Consider the following 17963-nt stretch of genomic DNA (forward strand, 5'->3'; position numbering starts at 1 on the left):
GCGCTCGCGCGCCCCCCCCGCGTTGCGGGGCGCGGTTTCCTGGTGTTGGGCGGTCCCCTGAGTGCCGCGGTGTCGGGGGGCGCTCGCAGGGGCGCCGGCGGCGCCGGACAGTCCTGACCCTTCGTCACACCCGCTGCCAGAGGGCCGGAGTGCGGGCGGGTGCCCACGCGCCCTGGGCCTGGTGGCTCTGCAGGCACCGGTAGCGCACACCGGCGTGGCTCACCGTGACACCGGCCTCATAGACCCGTCCGGCGGCCCACGCCTGCGTGACTTTGTCCTGCGGTGCCGAGGACCGGGCGGCGGCGGTCTTGAGGGTGAGGCCGAAGTCCCTGAGCAGGGGATTGATCGGCTGGTAGAAGGTGGTGCCCCCGCTCCTGCAGTCGCCCGTGCCGCCGGAGGTCACGCCCTGCGCCTGGACGCCCGCGACGAAAGGCCCGCCGGAGTCGCCCGGCTCGGCGCACACCGTCGTCCGGGTCAGGCCGTCCACCCTGCCCTCGGCGTAGCTGACACTGGTGTCGTGCTGCTCGATCTGCCCGCAGTGCCACCCGGTGGTGGAGCCGGAGCGGCAGACGGCGGCCCCGACGAGCGCCTGGACCGAGCCGGTGATCTGCACCTTCTGCTCGCCCTGGACCCTCACGTTCGCGGTGGTGGTCCACTGGTCGTTGACGGCCACCCAGGACATGTCCTTGCCGGGGAACGTGGAAGCCTGGATCGTGCCCTGCTCCGCGTTGTTGTACCCGGTCGTCCTGGCGCCGCTCTTGCCGCAGTGGCCCGCCGAGGCGAAGCCCTGCTGCTGGCCCTTGGTGACGGAGAAGCCGACCGAGCAGCGGGCCGAGCCGTCGATGTAGAAGGCGTCGCCGCCCGTGATCTCCGCGAAAAGGCGCGGCCGGTTCGCCGTCACCCTGACGCCCACGCTCTTGCCGTCGAGGCCTGCGGCCTTGACGAAGGCGGCGGCCGCGGCCTTGTTCGTGGCCTCCACCGCGACCCGGTTCGCCGGGATGTCGACGTACCACAGGGGCGTGTCACGCGTGCTGACGCGGCGCGCCGCCGCGTCCAGTTTCCGCTTGGCGGTCACGAGATCGCGGAGCGTCCTCTTCACGACGACCGCTTTGGCGCCTTGGGCCTTGATGGTGGGCACATCCGTCGCGTGGGTGGTCGCCACGATCAGCTCCTGCGACGTCGTGCCGCGCAGCCAGGCCCCCGCGAAACGGTTGCCCAGCGCGTTGCGCAGCCGCCCCGCCCGGGTGCCCGCCTCCGCCTCGTTGACCAGCCGCCGGGACGCCTGGGCCGGGGTCAGCCCGAGGTCGCGCTGCAGAGCACGCAGTACCGGAGCCGGTGCCCGGTCGGCGCCGACGGTCTGGGCGGCCGAGGGCAGAGGGCCCGCGGGCGGCGTCGGCTCGGCCGCCACGGCCGGGGGGATCCCGGTGGCGACGAGCGCGCCGAGCGCGGTCAGGGCCGCCCGGCGACCGGTCACGGCATGTCTGTGGACCATTCGGTGTGTCTCCTTCGCTCACGGTGGAACTGTCGCAAGGCCATAGGCCTTGCCGGAACGGCCCGGAGTGATGTCCCGGACCGCCGCGTTTCGCGCTTTGGCGCGGGGAAGGGGAGCCAACTGCAGTACTGCGGACGCCAGGCGGGTCACGCGGACTTCAGGCCGGGCGAACCCACCTCCGTGACGAAGGACGCGGCCGTCGAGACGGCACCCCCGGGCGTCGTGATGGCCGAGACCGTCCGGAAGTCGGCCTGGGCGTTCTCGCGGCCCAGCGCGACCCGGACGTAGCCGCGCCGGCCGTCGAAGAACTTCATGTGAGGGTTGGCCTTCATGTACGTGTCCCACTCGGTGGGCTTCTGGGCGCCGTTCCCGCCGCTGGCGATGGAGGTGCAGGTGAACTCCGTGCCCAGCGTCCTGGACGCCGGGTCGTCGAAGTCGTCCTTGATGTCGAAGGCGTACCCGACGTGGACGTCGCCGGTGAGCACCATCCAGTTGTCGACGCCCGCGGCCTTGGCGCCCGCCATGACGCGGTTGCGGGAGGCGCGGTAGCCGTCCCAGGCGTCCATGGAGACCCGGGCCGGCGCGGTCAGGTCGAACTTGCGCTGCGAGAAGCACACCTGCTGGGGCATCACGTGCCACAGCGCGGCGGAGTTCCGCCAGCCGTCCAGCAGCCAGCGTTCCTGCGCGGCGCCGGTGAGGGTGCGGGCCGGATCGTCGGACTCGGGGCCCGGCGCGTGCGGCCGGTCGTTGTAGGCCTGGTCGGAGCGGTACTGGCGGGTGTCGAGGATGTCGAACTGGGCGAGCGAGCCCCAGGCCAGCCGGCGGTACAACCGGGCGTCGGGCCCCTGCGGCAGCTGCTCGGCACGCAGTGGCTGGTTCTCCCAGTACGCCCGGTAGGCCGCGGCACGCCGCACCAGGAACTGCTCGGCAGGCCCGCCCTTCTCGTCGACGGCGCCCGCGTAGTTGTTCTCGGTCTCGTGGTCGTCCCAGGTGACGACGAACGGGTGCCGGGCGTGCGCGGCCTGCAGGTCCGGATCGCTCTTGTAGAGCGCGTAGCGCAGCCGGTAGTCCGCCAGCGTGGTGGTCTCGCGGTTGAACACATCGGGCAGCTTGCGGTCGGTGTAGCGGCGGTCCCCGCCGGCGGAGTCCACCGGGTACTCGTACAGGTAGTCGCCGAGGTGGAAGACCACGTCGACGTCCTCCTGCGCCAGATGACGGTGGGCGGTGTAGTAGCCGTCCTGGTAGGCCTGGCAGGCGACGGCGGCCAGTCGCAGGCTGTCCGTGTCACTGCCCTCGGCAGGTGCCGTCCGGGTGCGGCCGACGGGGCTGATCCAGGTGCCCACCCGGAACCGGTAGTAGTAGTGGCTGTCCGGCATCATGCCCTTGACGTCGACGTGCACGCTGTGCGCGTACTCGGGGTGGGCCGTGGCGACCCCCTGGTGCTGGACGATGACGAACCACTCGTCCAGGGCCACTTCCCACTGGACGGCGACCCGCTGCTGGCCCAGGCCGCCGTCCTGCGCGAACGGCTCGGGAGCGAGCCGGGTCCAGATCAGCACCGAGTCGGGCAGCGGGTCCCCGGATGCCACGCCGAGGGTGAACGGGTCGTTCGGGATCCGCGCCGCGTCGAGTTCGGGAGCGGCGGTGGCACCGCGGGCCGGCCGGTTGGTGGAGAAGGCGAGCATCGCGGCCGCCGCGGTGACGGTCAGGAAACGGCGGCGGGCCACGTGCGGTGCCGCGGTTCGCAGTACGGCGTCGTGCGGCGAGAAAGCATGCTCGGACGGTGTTTTTTGACGGCCCGTCAGCGCCATCTGTTGTCCTCTCGTACGGGGCGCGGAGCAAGCATGCTAAGCAGACAAAATGCCTGATAACGGCGCGACTTGCGGGGCGTTCACACCAGAGGCGGTACGAGAGCGGAACGGGACATGAGAACGCCGCCGGCGTGGGCCGGCGGCGGATGGGTGACTCGGCTGTCTAGTGGGCCGCGTGTGCGGCGGCCCCGGTGGTGGCGTGGTCGCGGACGGGCAGATGGTAGACGTGGAAGGCCCGCCCGATGACCGGCTGGGCGACGTTGCGCACCCGCACGCCGCCGCTCGTCATGCCGTGTTCCGTGCCGGCGTGCGCGTGACCGTGCACCGCGAGGTCGGCACCGGCGGTGTCGATCGCCTCGGCCAGCAGATAGCTGCCCAGGAAGGGATAGATCTCCAGCGGCTCGCCCGCCAGCGTGTCCGGGACGGGGGAGAAGTGCGTCAGGGCGATCCGTGCGTCACAGCCCTCCTCGCCCAACTGCTCCAGGGAGGTTCGCAGGCCGTCCGCGCACCGGCGCGAGTACCTGACGAACTCCTTCATGAGCGGCTCGCCGAACTCCCCGGCGCAGCGGCCGACGAAGCCGCCGCCGAACCCTTTGGTGCCGGCCACGCCGATCCGTGCGCCGCCGCTCGACACGACCGTCCCCTGCCCCTCCAGGACATGGGCGCCGGCGTCCCGGAGGATGGCCGTGACCTCGTCGGGCCGGTCGTCGTGATGGTCGTGGTTGCCCAGCACGGCGACCACCGGTACTCCGAGGTCCTGGATCTCCCGGGCCACCACCCGGGCCTCCTTGGGAGTGCCGTGCCGGGTCAGGTCCCCGGCCAGGAGCAGGAGGTCGGCGCACTCGGGCAGGGTCTCGAAGGCGGGGCGGAGCAGGCCCTGATCGTCGGGCCCCAGGTGGATGTCTCCGACGGCTGCGATGCGGATCATGCCAGTTCCTCCGCATGGTCGGGGGAGGACGTCTCGGTGACCACGAGGTCGCTGTGCACCGGGACCCCGGCGAGCTCCTCGTGGACGGTGCGCAGAATCTCCTCGCGGCAGGGCGCCGAGGGCACGGTGCCGGTCAGCAGCACCGTCTGGCCGCGGGCCTCGACCCGGACGCCCAGTTCACCGAGCTCACCGGAGGCGAGGCGGTCCTGGAGGTGGGCGATCCGGTAGTCCAGGTTCTGCGCCGGCTCCCCGCCGCCCGTGTGCTGTGGGCCGTGGGTACTCATGGATGTTCCTTCCGATCAGAGGCGATCAGATGACGTTCAGGCGCTCCAGGAGGAAGAAGAAGGCGGCGGGCATGGGCGCGTCCCCGCACTCGCGCCGCACCCGCTCCCAGTCGACCTTCTCGCGCAGGGCACGCGCGATGGGCAGGGCCGCGCCGAAGTCGCAGTGGTGCTCGGAGAACGCGGCGATCAGGCTCCACAACAGGTCGGTCGGGGCCAGCACGGGCATGCGCACCGAGTCGACCGAGACCTCCTCCGCCCGCTCCAGCATGTCCGCGCCGACCGGCCGGTGCGCCAGCTCGAAGATGATGTCCACCGGCTGGCCGAAGCAGGTGGCCTTGATCAGCCAGTCCTCCGGCGGGCTGTACACGGTCAGCCCGGCCTCGCGGAGCGTGGCCGCCACCGCGTCCGCGTCCTCGGGGCGGATGGCGAAGTCGACGTCGTGCTGGAGGTTCTTCTCGCCGCCGTGGGCGTAGGCGGCCACGCTCCCCGCCAGCGCGAACAGATGCCCCTTGCGCTTCAGCACGGCACCGACCTGCTTGGCCGCCTCCAGGATCGCCTGGTTGCGGTCCAGGGGCAGCTCCTGCGGCGGCTCGTCGGCCTGCGGGTCCTGTGGTGGCGCGGGCTCGGGCCCGTCCGGGGCCAGCCGGAAATCGGGGATTCCCGGTCGCCGGACGAGCGTCGCGTCATCACCGTTCTGCGTCATGACCACTCCATTCGCCGAACCGGGCACCCGCCGCCGCGCGGTGCCCGGACCCGTGACGGCCTGCGTGCCTGCACTGAGTACCCGGAGCCGTCACGCCGACACGGGAGGCTTACGAGGGTCCCCGGCCGAGGACCACTTACGGCCGACGCCGGCCGTGGCGGTGAGGGCTGGCTGTGGCGGGGAGGGGTGCTGTGGCGGGGAGGGCTGGCTGCTGCGGAAGGGGCGCTGTGCAGTCGGACCCTCCTCCCCGATGCGGCCCGGGCGGAGCACGTCCGGTGGCAGGCCTGGCCCGCCCTGGTGACGCTGGCATGGCACCGACACCCCCTCCCTGCACGAAGGAGCCCCCGTGAACAGGCTGAACAAGCTGCCGTACGCCCTGCTCACCGCCCTGGCCGGGATGGTGCTCGCCGCGCCCGCGCACGCCGCGGCCCGCCCGGCGGACGTCACCGCGAGCCAGTGCATCGCCGGCGGCGGCTCGATCGTCATCTCCGCCGTGGGCGACGGATGGCAGTCGTACACCAAGCGCTGCATGGGCGGCGCCCACGACGGCGAGACCGTCCTGCGGGGCCTCGGCCGGGCCCTCGCCTGAGACCTCGGCTCAACCCGACAAGCACTCGCTCCAGCAAAGGCGGAATATGGGGCAGAGAGCTGGGAAACCGGTTGAAGCCGCTGGACAACGCGCTTGTGGAGGTCGCCATGAACCAGGAGACATCACGTTCGCCCGATCTTCCGCAGCCGTTGCGGGCAGTCGCCTCAGGCCTGAGGCACCTGCCGGGTGCGGAGCAGGTGGGCAAGGTGGCCGGAGACACCCTGGACCGGATCGGCGCGGTGTCGCCGCGCGGGCGCCGGATGGCCGTCTACGCCGGTGCCGGTGTGCTCGGCGTGGCCGGAGTGGTGGAGTGGCCGGTGGCGCTGACCGGCGCGGCCGTCGCCTGGCTGACCCAGCCGAAGCCCGGACAACGACCCGACGACGCATCAGGGAACGGCGGCACGCAGACCGCCGGGGCCCGTGAACGCCGCGCCGGCGACCAGGCCAGGCCGGACGACGAGGGCACCTCCTCCTACGGCCCCGGCGACAAACTCGCCGCCTCGCACTACCGGCACGATCGGCCGGAACACCACATCCACGAACAGCCCGCCAAGGTGGGTGACACCGTCACCGCCTCCGCGCTGAAGCAGGTCGCCGAAGCCACCGCGCACCACGACCAGCACGGCGAGGAGCCGGACCGGGAGCAGGCCCACCGGCACGGACACGACAGCCGGCCCACCGGCTGAGTCGGGACAGCAGGAGATGCTCACACGCTTCGACGTCGCCCCGCTCGTCGGGGCCATGGCCGGGGCGGCGGCCGGCGCCGCCCGCAGCACCGCCCAGGGCGTGACGTCCGCCTACGACACCACGCGGCGCGTCCGCAACGTCGCGCGCAACGCCCTGTCCGGCGGACAGCACTGGATGGCGGGGCAGCGCGTCCACGTCGCCCTGCGGCGGTCCGACGGCGAGACCGGCGGCATCGCCCGCAAGGTCGCCGGGGAACTGCTCGACCACCCGGACGTCATCGCGGCGTACTGGGACGAGGGACTGTCCCGCCTGGTGATCACCGTGGCCGAGGACGCCGTCACCGACCGCGTCAGCGAGCGCGCCACCGCGCTCGCCGCCCGCTTCGGCCTGACCGAGGGCGCCGACCCCGAAGCCGAGGAGACCACCCACCCCGGCGACCCCGGCGAGGTGCGCCTCACCGCGGCGGCGGTGCTGCTGGACGCCGCAGGCGCCGCCGGCGCGCTGGCCGGCCGGTCCCTGCGCCTGCCGCCCACCTCACGCATCGTCACCGCCACGGTCACACTGCTGCGGGAGAACCCCCGCTTCCGGGCCCTGCTCCGGCAGCGGTTCGGCACCCACGGCATGGAACTCGTCCTCGCCGCCGCCAACGCCGCCGCACACGGCGTCGGCCAGACCCCGCTGGCGCTCGTGCTCGACGGTCTGCTGCGCAGCACGCAGCTGACCGAGGCCGTGGCCAGGGCCGCGGCCTTCGAGGCGCTCCACGACGACATCTGCCACGAGGAGCGCACCAGCCTGCCCTGCCCTCCGGACACCCGGCCGCCGCTCAAGGTGACGCCCGCCCAGGAGTACGCCTCCCACGCCAGCACCGGCAGCCTCGCGGGTGCCGCCGCCACCTTCCTCGTCACGCACTCCGCGAGGGAAGCGGCCGAAGCCGTCCTCGCCGGATCCCCGAAGGCGGCCCGGTACGGACCGGCCGCCTTCAGCGCCACTCTCGGTACCTTCCTCGCCCGGGCCGGGATCCTCGTGCGCAGCGCGGAGCGCCTGCGTCAGCTGGAGATCGCCGACGCCCTCGTCCTGCACGCCGACGCCCTGCGCAGCTCGCGGCAGGACGCCGAACGCGACTCCGACGGGCTGCCCGACGACCCGGTCCATCCCTTCGCGGAGGCCGTCCTGGACGCCGCCCGCCGGGCAGGACTGCACGTCGTGATCGCCGGCGGCTCCGACCTGAGGGACATCACCCGGCTCGCCGACGAGGTCGCGCCGGGCGCCAAGCCGTTCGGCGACGTCGTACGGGCCCTCCAGGGCGAGGGGCACGTCGTGGTGACCGTCGCCCGCCTGGACGGGTCCGGAGGCGGGCACGTGGCGGCCGGACTGCCCGCCGGCGACGTGGCGATCGCCCTCACCGACGACCGCGCGGCCGTCTCCTGGGGCGTCGACGCGCTGGCCCCGGGCGGACTCGCCGACGTCTGGCGGCTGCTGACGGCGATCCCGGCCGCCCGGCGGGTCGGACGCCGTTCGCAGACCCTGGCCCGTGCGGGGGCGGCCCTCTCGGGGCTCCTGGTCGCACGCGGCGGGCAGCCCCCGGGCCGCCGGCTCCTGTGGCCCCTCACCCGGCACGCCCCCGTCAACATCGCCGCCGCGAACGCCCTGCTCGCGGGCTGGCTCGAAGCCACCCGCGTGGCCCGGGCCACCCCGCCCCCGCCCCGGCTGCACATCCCCTGGCACGCCCTGGAACCCCACGAGGCCCGTGACCGGCTGGGACGCCCCGACAGCGACGGCGAGCCCACCGGAATCGCCCTCCTCGCCGACCGCTCGCGGCAACGCGCCGCGCGCGTCGGCCGCCACCCGGCCATGGCCCCCGCCCGCTGGACCTGGCAGGCCGCCGGCGCCGTACGCCGCGAACTGGACGATCCGCTCACGCCCGTCCTGGCCACGGGCGCCGTCGCCTCGGCGCTGCTCGGCTCGCTCGTCGACGCGCTGCTGGTCGTCGGAGCCATGGACCTCAACGCCGTGACCGGCGGACTCCAGCGGCTGCGCGCCGAACAGGCACTGGCCCGGCTGGCGGCCCGGCAGCAGCCCAAGGCCCGCAAGCGGGACGGCCGCAGGCGCACCGTCACCGTCGACGCCGCCCGGCTGCGACCCGGCGACGAGATCACCCTCGGCGCCGGCGACGTCGTGCCCGCCGACGCCCGGCTGCTCGACGTCGACGGTCTCGAGGTCGACGAGTCGGCGCTCACCGGCGAGTCCCTGCCGGTCACCAAGGCCCTCGAGGCCACCCCCGGCCTGCCGGTGGCCCAGCGCACCTGCATGGTGTTCGAGGGCACCACCGTCGTGGCCGGCAGCGCCACCGCCCTCGTCGTCGACACCGGCGACCAGACCGAGGCCGGCCGCGCCGTCACGCTCGCCGCCCGCACCCCGCCGCCCGCCGGTGTACAGGCCAGGCTCCAGGAGCTGACCCGCAAGGCCCTGCCGGTGACCTTCACCGGTGGCGCGGCCGTGACCGGGCTGTCCCTGCTGCGCGGCAGCCCCGTACGACGCGCCGTCAGCGGCGGTGTCGCGGTCGCGGTCGCCGCCGTACCGGAGGGGCTCCCGCTCGTCGCGACGGTCGCGCAGATGGCCGCCGCCCGCCGGCTGTCCCGGCGCGGTGTCCTGGTCCGCACCCCGCGCACCCTGGAGGCGCTCGGACGGGTCGACACCGTCTGCTTCGACAAGACCGGCACCCTCACCGAGAACAAGCTGCGCCTGGTCCGCGTCGCCACCGCCGACGGCACCGTCCTGTCCGTGGAGTCCGAGCAGGCCCTGCCGCTCCTGCGCCTGGCCGCCCGTGCCTGCCCGCAGGAGGAGACGGGCCAGGGCCGCCGGGTCGCGCACGCCACCGACGAGGCCGTCCTCGACGTCGCCCCGCCCGACGAGGGCTGGACACCCACCGGCGAGCTGCCCTTCGAGACACGGCGGGGCTACGCCGCCGCGGTCGGCCGCGACGGCGACCCGGACTTCGGCGAGCTCCTCGTCGTCAAGGGCGCCCCGGAGACGATCCTGCCCGCCTGCCGGGACCTCCCCGACGGCACGACCGACACCGCCCACGAACTGGCGGGACAGGGGCTGCGCGTCCTGGCCGTCGCCCGGCGCCCCTGCCGGGCCGGCGACGCCGACGCCGAACTCGACGCGCCGCTCGCGGACCTGGAGTTCAGCGGGTTCGTCGCCCTCGCCGACGTCCCGCGCGAGACCTCGCACGCGCTGCTGGCGTCACTGCGCCGCTCCGGCATCCTGCCCGTCATGCTCACCGGTGACCACCCGGAGACCGCCCGCGCCATCGCCCTGCAACTGGGCTGGCCGGAGGAGACCGAGGCGGTGACCGGCGACGAACTGGTCGCGATGGAACGCCGCGAGCGTGTCCGGGTGCTGCGTGGCGCGGGCGTCATCGCCCGGGTGGCCCCCGAGCAGAAGCTGCACGTCGTGGAGGCCCTGCAACAGGCCGGGCGGGTCGTGGCGATGGCCGGCGACGGCGCCAACGACGCCGCCGCCATCCGCGCAGCAGACGTCGGAGTCGGCATCGAGGCCCGCGGCTCCGCCGCCGCCCGCAACGCCGCCGACCTCGTGCTCACCTCCGGCGACCTGTCCGTCCTCGTGGACGCGGTGGCCGAGGGACGTGCCCTGTGGCGCAGCGTCGCCGACGCGGTGAGCATCCTCATCGGCGGCAACGCCGGCGAGGTCGGCTTCAGCGTCCTCGGCACCCTGCTGGCCGGCGCCTCGCCCCTCTCGACGCGTCAGCTCCTGCTGGTCAACCTGCTCACCGACATGTTCCCGGCCATGGCGGTGGCGGTCACGCCGAGCGACGACCCCTCGACGGCGGAGCACGCCGCGACCGGCCCGATGGGTCTCGACGTCCTCGGCGCGCCGCTGCTGCGCTCCATCCGGCGCCGGGGCATCACCACTTGCCTCGGCGCGGTCACGGCGTACCTCATCGGCCGCCTCACCCCCGGCACCGAACGACGGTCCACCACCATGGCCCTGTGCGGTGTGGTCGGCGCCCAGCTCGTGCAGACCCTCTCCGGCCGGCGCCACAGCCCCCTGGTGTGGGTCACGGCCCTCGGCTCCGCCGCCGTGCTCGCCGCCCTCGTCCAGACGCCCGGCGTCAGCCACTTCTTCGGCTGCACCCCGCTGGGTCCCGTGGGCTGGGCCGGCGTGGCCCTGGCCATCGCCCTGTCGGCGCTGGCCCCGCGCCTGGAACGCCTCCAGGCGGTCCACACCCTCTACGACGCCGCGGCACGACTCGCCCTGCGCCTCGACGACCTGAGCCGGCAGGCCCGGGAACGGCTGCAGAGCGCGACGGCCCGGCCGGCCGCGGCGTAGCGGTCGAAGACCGAAGGCGGCAGAAGGACCGAAGGCGGCAGAAGACGGCAGAAGAAGACGGCAAAAGACGGCAGAAGGCGGCCGCCACCACGATCAGTGGTGGCGGCCGCCGTTCTTGCTGATCACACCTCGCCGCGCCAGGCTCCGGTCTCCGTCCCACGGGACTCCATGAACTGCTTGAACCGCCGCAGATCACCGGAGACCTGCCGCTTCACGAACCCGAGCTTGTCGCCCACGGTCTCGGCCACGCCGCTGGGTTCGAACTCCATCTGGAGCATGACCTTGGTCGTGTCGTCCTGGATCCGGTGGAAGGTGACCACACCGGCCTGCCGGGCCTCGCCGTTCACGGTGGTCCAGGCGACGCGCTCGTCCGGGATCTGCTCGGTGATCTCCGCGTCGAACTCCCGCTCCTGGCCGCCGACCTTGGTCACCCAGTGCGTCAGGGTGTCGGTGCGCTGCTCGATGCGCTCCACGCCGTCCATGAACTGGGGGAAGTCCTCGAACTGCGTCCACTGGTTGTACGCGGTGTGCACCGGGACGCGGACCTCGATGGATTCCTCTACCTGTGACAAGGCGATACCTCTCTTTCACGTACGGAGAACGACGGACGGGTACCAGTTCTCGCGCGAGGCACTCATGGTCGTCACGACTTGTAAGGTCGGGTGACGTGGCCACCTTGCTGATCGTCCATCACACGCCCTCGCCCAACTGCCAGGCGATGTTCGAGGCCGTCGTCTCCGGGGCGAGCGACCCCGAGATCGAGGGCGTCCGGGTCGTCCGCGTGCCGGCCCTGGCCGCCACCGCCTCCGACGTCCTCGCCGCCGACGGCTGCCTCCTCGGCACCCCCGCGAACCTCGGCTACATGTCCGGCGCCCTCAAGCACTTCTTCGACCAGATCTACTACCCCTGCCTCGACGCGACCCGCGGCCGGCCCTTCGGGTACTACGTGCACGGCGGCAACGACGTCACCGGAGCCGTGCGGGGCATCGAGTCGATCACGACGGGCCTCGGCTGGCGCCGCGCCGCCGAGGCCGTGACCGTGACCGGCGAGCCCGGCAAGGACGACATCGAGAGGTGCTGGGAACTGGGCGCCACGGTCGCCGCCGGACTCATGGGCTGAACGGATCAGGTCCCTTCCATGCGGCGCCGGTCCTGGTCGTCCCACGCACGGGTGTCACGCGGCTGCGTGTACGGTTCCGCCTCGGGCGGATGACCACCGGCGATGGCCCGCTGCCGGACCGCCTCGGCGTCGAACTCCAGGCCCAGCAGGATCGCCAGGTTGGTGATCCACAGCCACACCAGGAAGACGATGACGCCGGCCATCGTGCCGTAGGTCTTGTTGTACGAGGCGAAGTTGGCCACGTAGACCGCGAAGCCGGCCGACGCGATCATCCAGATGAGCAGAGCCAGCAGACTGCCCGGCGTGATCCAGCGGAACCCCTTCACCTTGGCGTTCGGGGTCGCCCAGTAAAGGATCGCGATCATGATCGTGACCAGCACCACCAGAGCGGGCCACTTCGCGATCGACCACACCGTCAGCGCGGTGTCCCCGATCCCGAGCGCGGTTCCGGCCTGCCGGGCCAGCGCGCCCGTGAAGACCACGATCAGCGCGCTGATCACGGCCAGCACCATCAGCACGACCGTCACGGCCACCCGCACCGGCAGCAGCTTCCACACCGGCCGGCCCTCGGGCATGTCGTAGACGGCGTTGGCGGAGCGGATGAACGCCCCCACGTAGCCGGACGCCGACCACACCGCGAGGACCAGACCGACGATCGCCATCAGCGAGCCGATGCCGGCGTTGCCCTGCAACTGCTCGACGGCCCGGGTGATGATGTCGCGCGCCGAGCCGGGGGCGAACTGCTGGACGTTCTCCAGCACCTTGTCGGTGGTCGACTTGCCGGTGATGCCCAGCAGCGAGACCAGCACCAGCAGCGCCGGGAACAGCGCCAGCACCGCGTAGTACGTGAGGGCGGCGGCCCGGTCGGTCAGCTCGTCGTCCTTGAACTCCCGCAGGCTCCCCTTCAGCACCGCGCCCCACGACTTCCGGGGGAGCTCGCTCGGGCTGTCCGGCGCGGCCCCCTCCACTTCGGGCCCCGGCCCGGGCTCCTGCTCCGGCCGTGGAGCGGGCCTTTCCGCAGCCGGAGCGTGGGCCCGGCCGTGGGCGGAGTCCCGAGGCGGAGCAGCCTCGTTCGCGTGGTGTTCTTTTCGTCCCGGAATATGCAGCTTCACCATGGGGCCCGGGTAACCCCGAGCCGTGCGCTTAAGCCGCGCCCGGCAGGTCGGCATCGCCCATCCGTGGCCGAGTCGCCCCCGCGGGGCGAGCGTCCGCTGCCGCAATGCCTCCGATCGCATTGGGGGAGCGCTCCCAGCAAGGGCACGATGCCGTCATGACGACACTCCCCGCCATCCGCCCGTACCGCCCCGAGGACCGTCCGGCCCTCGACGACATCTGCGTCCGCACCGCGCACAACGGCCAGGACAGCCGCCCCCACTACACGGATCCGGGTATCTTCCCGGTCACCTTCGCGGCTCCGTACGTCCATCTGGAGCCGGAGCTGGCGTTCGTTCTGGACGACGATCAGGGACGGGCCGTCGGCTACATCCTCGGCACCGCGGACACCGCGAGCTTCGCCGAGGCCTTCCGCTCCACGTGGCTGCCGCTGGTCGCCGACCGCTACCCGGAACCGCCCCATCCGCCCCGCACCCCTGACGAGGCGATCGCCCGCCTGCTGCACCACCCCGAACGGATGGTGGTCCCCGAACTGGCCGCGTACCCGGCCCATCTGCACATCGACCTGCTGCCCGGCCGACAGGGCCGCGGCCACGGACGCCGGCTGATGCGGACGTTCCTGCAGGCCCTCCAGGACAGGGGAGCACCGGCCGTCCACCTTGCCATGGCAACCGCCAACACCCGGGCCAGGGCCTTCTACGACCGCATGGGCTTCCACGAGCTCGACGTCCCCGGCGGCGGCTCGGTCACATACCTGGGCCGCACCACCAAGGACCTCGACCGGCTCTGAGAGAACCCTCCGTCGAACGCATCGAACGCGCCAGGAGACACGGAAGTGGCGCAATCGGACGTTGCCGACCTCGGGCATCCGGCGCAGCCTGGGCTTGCGGGAGCGCTCCCACGCAAGCGCTCCCGCACCCCCACGGACGGCATGGAGAGCACCGCAACCCCCACACCCGAAAGAAGGAGATCATGGATTGTCATGGTCATGACCGCAGAGTCCGTTCCCGCTTGACGCTCGCCCTGAGTGTCCTGGTCGCCGCGCTGCTCAGCCTCATCCCCTGGAGCGGCACCGCCGTCGCGCACGGCTCGGTCGTCGATCCGGCCTCCCGCAACTACGGCTGCTGGCTGCGCTGGGGCAGCGACTTCCAGAACCCCGCGATGGCCCAACAGGACCCGATGTGCTGGCAGGCGTGGCAGGACAACCCCAACGCCATGTGGAACTGGAACGGCCTGTACCGCAACGGCTCGGGCGGCAACTTCCAGGCCGTGGTCCCCGACGGCCAGCTGTGCAGCGGCGGACGCACCGAGGGCGGCCGGTACAACTCCCTTGACACGGTGGGCGCCTGGAAGACCACCGACATCACGGGCAACTTCACCGTGAAGCTGTACGACCAGGCCAGCCACGGCGCCGACTACTTCCTGGTGTACGTCACACGGCAGGGCTTCGACCCCACCACCCAGCCGCTGACCTGGAGCGACCTCCGGCTCGTCGCGCGCACCGGCAAGTACGCGCCCAGCCAGAACTACGAGATCCCCGTGAGCACTTCGGGCCTGAGCGGCCGGCACGTCGTCTACACGATCTGGCAGGCGTCGCACATGGACCAGACCTACTTCCTCTGCAGTGATGTGAACTTCCGCTGACCTGCGGTTCCCCGCCGGCCCCTGGGACCGGCGGGGTTCGGGTGTTTCGTGGCTTCATGAGAGTTCTCCGAAAATTTTCGATACACGTGAACGCGCCAGTGCTCCCGTACGTATGGGGCGAGGGGATTTTCATGCCCGGTACGCCACAAGCGCAGGAGAGCACCCTTGGGACGCAACACGCGAAGACGCCCTACCGGCCCACGACGCGCGACCTTCGCCGCATTCGCACTGATCCTCGGCGGAGGCGGCCTGATGGCCGCGAACGTCTACGCCTCCGCGACCGACGGCGGTTCGGGCGGTGACTCCGCCCAGACGCGGTCCGGTACGGGGGTCCGGACCGCGGGCTCCACGATCGACTGTCCGGACGTCGGCAGCAAACTGACGTCGGTCCCGGAGCAGGCCCGGGGGGAGGTCGACAAGGAACTCGCCCTCCTGGACGAGCAGATCGCCAAGGCCTACCAGCGCCTGAGCGAGTCCGCGCAGCAGGTGCGGCAGGACTCCGGCTTCGCCGACAGCGCGATCATGAACCCGCTGAAGGACAAGCGGGCCGCGACCCTCGAGCGCATCGCGATCGCCATCGACCGGGTGGGGGACCGCCCCGAAGGGCTCGACGCCCTCGCCGCCTGCACGGTACGGGACTCCGGCAACCAGGCCCCCGCGCAGGGCGAAGGCCAAGGCGCCGACGGCGACCAGCAGCCCGGCCAGGAGCAGGAGCAGGACGGCCAGGAGCAGGGTGACGGCCAAGGTCAGGGCGGCCAGGGCAGCAACGGCGGGCAGGCGGGCAACGGCCCCGTCGCCGCCGACTTCGCGCCCATCACCAGCGTCCAGCCCAACGCCGGCACTCCCCCTCAGGGGACGCAAGCCTCCCGGGGCTCCTTCGTCACCGACTGCGGCGTGAACGAGAACGGCCTGTTCAACTCCGACAACATCATCGCCGCCCCGGGCGTCACCAACGGTGCCCACCACTTCCACGACTACATCGGCAACCAGGCCAACAACGCCTTCGCCAGCGACCAGGATCTCGCGAACGCCGAGACGAGCTGCGTCGACAAGGGCGACAAGTCCTCCTACTACTGGCCGGTGCTGCGCCTGCAGAACGGCTCCCAGGAGCAGGACGCCAACTCGCCCGGCGGCGGCATCGAGGGCAACGCCGGCGAGATCGTCACGCCGAAGCAGGTCACGCTGACCTTCGTGGGGAACCCGCGTGACAAGGTCACCGCCATGCCGCGGCTGCTGCGCATCATCACCGGTGACGCCAAGTCGTTCGTCAACGGCCCGGCCAACGCCAACGCCTCCTGGAGCTGCACGGGCTTCGAGGACCGGCAGCTGAAGGACAAGTACCCGCTGTGCCCGCAGGGCAGCGACGTGGTGCGCACCTTCAAGTTCCAGAGCTGCTGGGACGGCCGCAACATCGACAGCGCCAACCACCGCACGCACGTGGCGTTCACGGACGCCGCCGGCAACTGCCCGTCCGGCTTCCGGCCCATCCCGCAGCTGGTCCAGCGCATCGTCTACGACGTCGACGCGCCGAGCCTCGAGGACGGCGGCCGTACGACACCGCTGTTCGCGGTGGACTCCTTCCCGGAGCAACTGCACAAGCCGGTCACGGACCACGGCGACTTCATCAACGTCTTCGACGAGGACCTGATGCGGGACATGGCCGACTGCATCAACGACGGCCGCAAGTGCGGCGCCGGAGCAGGCGCCGAGCCCGGCGACAAGCCGGAAGAGGAGCCGCAGGAGCAGCCGACGAAGGCCCCCGAAGAGCCGACGAAGACCCCGGAGGCCCCGCAGGAGCAGCCCACCCGCACCCCGGACGCCCCGCAGGACGGCAACGCCGGCGGAAAGCCCGGCGACACGGGCGACGTCGACGGCGGGAAGGGTGACGGCGACGGCGGGAAGGGCGAGGCCGCCGAGCCGCCGGCGACGAACAAGCCGGCCCCCGAGCCGGAGCAGCCTGAGCAGGGCGGCTCGCCCACGGCCGCGCCGCGCACCGACGGACCGGAGGTGTTCGCGACGCCCACCCCCGAAGGCGGCACCGCTAACGCCGGTGAGCAGGGCGGCTCGAAGGACGACGCCGGCGAGGACACGGACGGCCTCGGCCAGTCCCAGGCCGTCGGAACGGCGACCAGCGCCGCTCCCACCCCGTCGCTCCCGTCCCGGACCGAGCCCCAGGCGGTCGGCAGCGGCGGACTCGCCGACACCGGCGCCCAGCTCTGGCCGGCCGCGGCGGGCGCCGTCCTGGTCATCGCGGGCTTCGTCGTCCTCCGTCGCGTCCGGCGAGGCTGACGGACAGGACCGGCACGACCGGCGAACAGCGGCGGGATCCGGCCCGGATCCCGCCGCTGTTGATCGTTCCCGGTCATCCGTCACCCTTCGACGGCCGCCGAACCGACCACCCTCTAGCGTGATCCCATGAACCTCAGCAGGAACGCCGGGCCCAACGATGCTGGTGGAGCGGCACTGTGACGCCGGGCGAGATGGCGGCCGTGTTCGCCGCCGGCATGGGCGCGGGTGCCGTCAACGCCGTCGTCGGCTCGGGAACACTGATCACCTTCCCGGTCCTGCTCGCCACCGGCCTGCCCCCGGTCACCGCAACGGTGTCCAACGGGCTCGGCCTGGTCCCCGGCTCCATCAGCGCGGCCGTCGGCTACCGCGAGGAACTGCGCGGGCAGCGCCGCCGCGTCCTGCTGCTCGCCATCGGTGCCGTGCTGGGCGGCCTCGCGGGCGCCGTCCTGCTGCTGACCCTGCCCGCATCGGCCTTCGAGCGGATCGTGCCGGTCCTCGTGAGCCTCGCCCTCGTCCTGGTCGCCTGCCAGCCGCTGATCTCCCGGAGGGTGCGCCGCCGTCGCCCGGTCGGCGGCCCCGCCCGTCGTGACGGCGGCCCGCTGCTGTTCACCGGCCTGACGCTCGCCAGCGTCTACGGCGGCTACTTCTCCGCCGCGCAGGGCATCATCTACGTCTCCCTGATGGGCATGCTGCTCGACGACACGCTCCAGCGGCTCAACGCCGTCAAGAACGTGCTGGCCGCCGTGGTCAACACCGTCGCCGCGGTGCTCTTCCTCTTCTTCGCGGAGTTCGACTGGACGGCCGTCCTGCTCATCGCCGTGGCTCCGCACTGGGCGGTCTGATCGGGGCCAGGACGGGCCGCCGCTTCAGCCCCGCCGTCCTGCGCACCCTGATCGTGTCGGTCGGCACCGTCGCCCTCGTCCACCTGGTGCTGCACTGAGCCCTGCCTG

General features: G+C 72.6%; 14 protein-coding genes and 1 pseudogene. 8 read left to right on the forward strand and 7 right to left on the reverse strand.

The annotated features are described in order from the left end of the window. Window positions 1–124: 124 nt before the first annotated feature. The 5 genes from ACH4G3_RS40300 to ACH4G3_RS40320 form a co-directional block, all read right to left on the reverse strand. Window positions 125–1492, reverse strand: a complete 1368-nt coding sequence (locus ACH4G3_RS40300) for a carbohydrate-binding protein (RefSeq protein WP_397629127.1) — start codon at window positions 1490–1492, stop codon at window positions 125–127. A 146-nt stretch (window positions 1493–1638) separates the two neighbouring features. Beyond that, window positions 1639–3303, reverse strand: a complete 1665-nt coding sequence (locus ACH4G3_RS40305) for an alkaline phosphatase D family protein (protein WP_397629128.1) — start codon at window positions 3301–3303, stop codon at window positions 1639–1641. A gap of 163 nt (window positions 3304–3466) precedes the next feature. Next, on the reverse strand, window positions 3467–4231 hold the full coding sequence (locus ACH4G3_RS40310; RefSeq protein WP_397629129.1) for a metallophosphoesterase family protein: 765 nt from the start codon (window positions 4229–4231) through the stop codon (window positions 3467–3469). After that, a complete protein-coding gene (locus ACH4G3_RS40315) occupies window positions 4228–4515 on the reverse strand; it encodes a BON domain-containing protein (RefSeq protein WP_020270681.1) in 288 nt (95 codons plus the stop codon). Before ACH4G3_RS40315 ends, ACH4G3_RS40310 begins: the two co-directional genes overlap by 4 nt. Window positions 4516–4540: 25 nt before the next feature. Continuing rightward, window positions 4541–5218, reverse strand: a complete 678-nt coding sequence (locus ACH4G3_RS40320) for a nucleotidyltransferase family protein (RefSeq protein WP_037667622.1) — start codon at window positions 5216–5218, stop codon at window positions 4541–4543. Between the two features lie 346 nt (window positions 5219–5564). On the opposite strand from ACH4G3_RS40320, the gene ACH4G3_RS40325 reads away from it, so the two are divergent. The 3 genes from ACH4G3_RS40325 (at window position 5565) to ACH4G3_RS40335 (ending at window position 10847) form a co-directional block, all read left to right on the forward strand. Next, window positions 5565–5807, forward strand: a complete 243-nt coding sequence (locus tag ACH4G3_RS40325; RefSeq protein ID WP_397629130.1) for a hypothetical protein — start codon at window positions 5565–5567, stop codon at window positions 5805–5807. A 107-nt stretch (window positions 5808–5914) separates the two neighbouring features. Continuing rightward, the gene (locus ACH4G3_RS40330; protein WP_397629131.1) at window positions 5915–6493 is read left to right on the forward strand and encodes a hypothetical protein; all 579 of its coding nucleotides are present in this window, start codon (window positions 5915–5917) and stop codon (window positions 6491–6493) included. A gap of 16 nt (window positions 6494–6509) precedes the next feature. Then, window positions 6510–10847 (forward strand): cation-translocating P-type ATPase, encoded by a 4338-nt coding sequence (locus ACH4G3_RS40335; RefSeq protein ID WP_397629132.1) that lies wholly within the window; start codon window positions 6510–6512, stop codon window positions 10845–10847. 122 nt (window positions 10848–10969) lie between these two features. Here ACH4G3_RS40335 and ACH4G3_RS40340 read toward each other — a convergent pair whose 3' ends face one another. After that, window positions 10970–11419 carry an SRPBCC family protein gene (locus ACH4G3_RS40340; RefSeq protein ID WP_397629133.1) on the reverse strand — a complete coding sequence of 150 codons (450 nt, stop codon included), beginning with the start codon at window positions 11417–11419 and terminating at the stop codon, window positions 10970–10972. Between the two features lie 95 nt (window positions 11420–11514). Between ACH4G3_RS40340 and ACH4G3_RS40345 the strand changes: the two genes are divergently transcribed. Continuing rightward, complete coding sequence (locus tag ACH4G3_RS40345) at window positions 11515–11967, forward strand: flavodoxin family protein (protein ID WP_397629134.1); 453 nt, start codon at window positions 11515–11517, stop codon at window positions 11965–11967. A gap of 5 nt (window positions 11968–11972) precedes the next feature. On the opposite strand, the gene ACH4G3_RS40350 is transcribed toward ACH4G3_RS40345, so the two are convergent. Further along, complete coding sequence (locus ACH4G3_RS40350; protein WP_397629273.1) at window positions 11973–13079, reverse strand: YihY/virulence factor BrkB family protein; 1107 nt, start codon at window positions 13077–13079, stop codon at window positions 11973–11975. A 158-nt stretch (window positions 13080–13237) separates the two neighbouring features. On the opposite strand from ACH4G3_RS40350, the gene ACH4G3_RS40355 reads away from it, so the two are divergent. The 4 genes and pseudogenes from ACH4G3_RS40355 (at window position 13238) to ACH4G3_RS40370 (ending at window position 17953) form a co-directional block, all read left to right on the forward strand. Then, window positions 13238–13870, forward strand: a complete 633-nt coding sequence (locus tag ACH4G3_RS40355; RefSeq protein ID WP_397629135.1) for a GNAT family N-acetyltransferase — start codon at window positions 13238–13240, stop codon at window positions 13868–13870. Window positions 13871–14052: 182 nt separating this feature from the next. Then, window positions 14053–14724, forward strand: coding sequence for a lytic polysaccharide monooxygenase auxiliary activity family 9 protein (locus ACH4G3_RS40360; RefSeq protein WP_397629136.1), 672 nt, complete (start codon window positions 14053–14055; stop codon window positions 14722–14724). A 252-nt stretch (window positions 14725–14976) separates the two neighbouring features. Further along, complete coding sequence (locus tag ACH4G3_RS40365; protein WP_397629137.1) at window positions 14977–17013, forward strand: DUF1996 domain-containing protein; 2037 nt, start codon at window positions 14977–14979, stop codon at window positions 17011–17013. Window positions 17014–17204: 191 nt separating this feature from the next. Then, window positions 17205–17953 (forward strand): annotated as a pseudogene (locus tag ACH4G3_RS40370) (sulfite exporter TauE/SafE family protein). Window positions 17954–17963: the final 10 nt, after the last annotated feature.

It is taken from the genome of Streptomyces afghaniensis (genome assembly GCF_044327915.1).
GTDB lineage: Bacteria > Actinomycetota > Actinomycetes > Streptomycetales > Streptomycetaceae > Streptomyces > Streptomyces afghaniensis.

Bases quoted from the DNA above. Each gene is read 5' to 3' on its own strand.
- ACH4G3_RS40305 (WP_397629128.1), bottom strand. From the start codon at position 3,303: ATGGCGCTGACGGGCCGTCAAAAAACACCGTCCGAGCATGCTTTCTCG.
- ACH4G3_RS40320 (WP_037667622.1), bottom strand. From the start codon at position 5,218: ATGACGCAGAACGGTGATGACGCGACGCTCGTCCGGCGACCGGGAATC.
- ACH4G3_RS40355 (WP_397629135.1), top strand. From the start codon at position 13,238: ATGACGACACTCCCCGCCATCCGCCCGTACCGCCCCGAGGACCGTCCG.
- ACH4G3_RS40300 (WP_397629127.1), bottom strand. From the start codon at position 1,492: ATGGTCCACAGACATGCCGTGACCGGTCGCCGGGCGGCCCTGACCGCG.
- ACH4G3_RS40310 (WP_397629129.1), bottom strand. From the start codon at position 4,231: ATGATCCGCATCGCAGCCGTCGGAGACATCCACCTGGGGCCCGACGAT.
- ACH4G3_RS40360 (WP_397629136.1), top strand. From the start codon at position 14,053: ATGGATTGTCATGGTCATGACCGCAGAGTCCGTTCCCGCTTGACGCTC.
- ACH4G3_RS40315 (WP_020270681.1), bottom strand. From the start codon at position 4,515: ATGAGTACCCACGGCCCACAGCACACGGGCGGCGGGGAGCCGGCGCAG.
- ACH4G3_RS40365 (WP_397629137.1), top strand. From the start codon at position 14,977: ATGGCCGCGAACGTCTACGCCTCCGCGACCGACGGCGGTTCGGGCGGT.
- ACH4G3_RS40330 (WP_397629131.1), top strand. From the start codon at position 5,915: ATGAACCAGGAGACATCACGTTCGCCCGATCTTCCGCAGCCGTTGCGG.
- ACH4G3_RS40335 (WP_397629132.1), top strand. From the start codon at position 6,510: ATGCTCACACGCTTCGACGTCGCCCCGCTCGTCGGGGCCATGGCCGGG.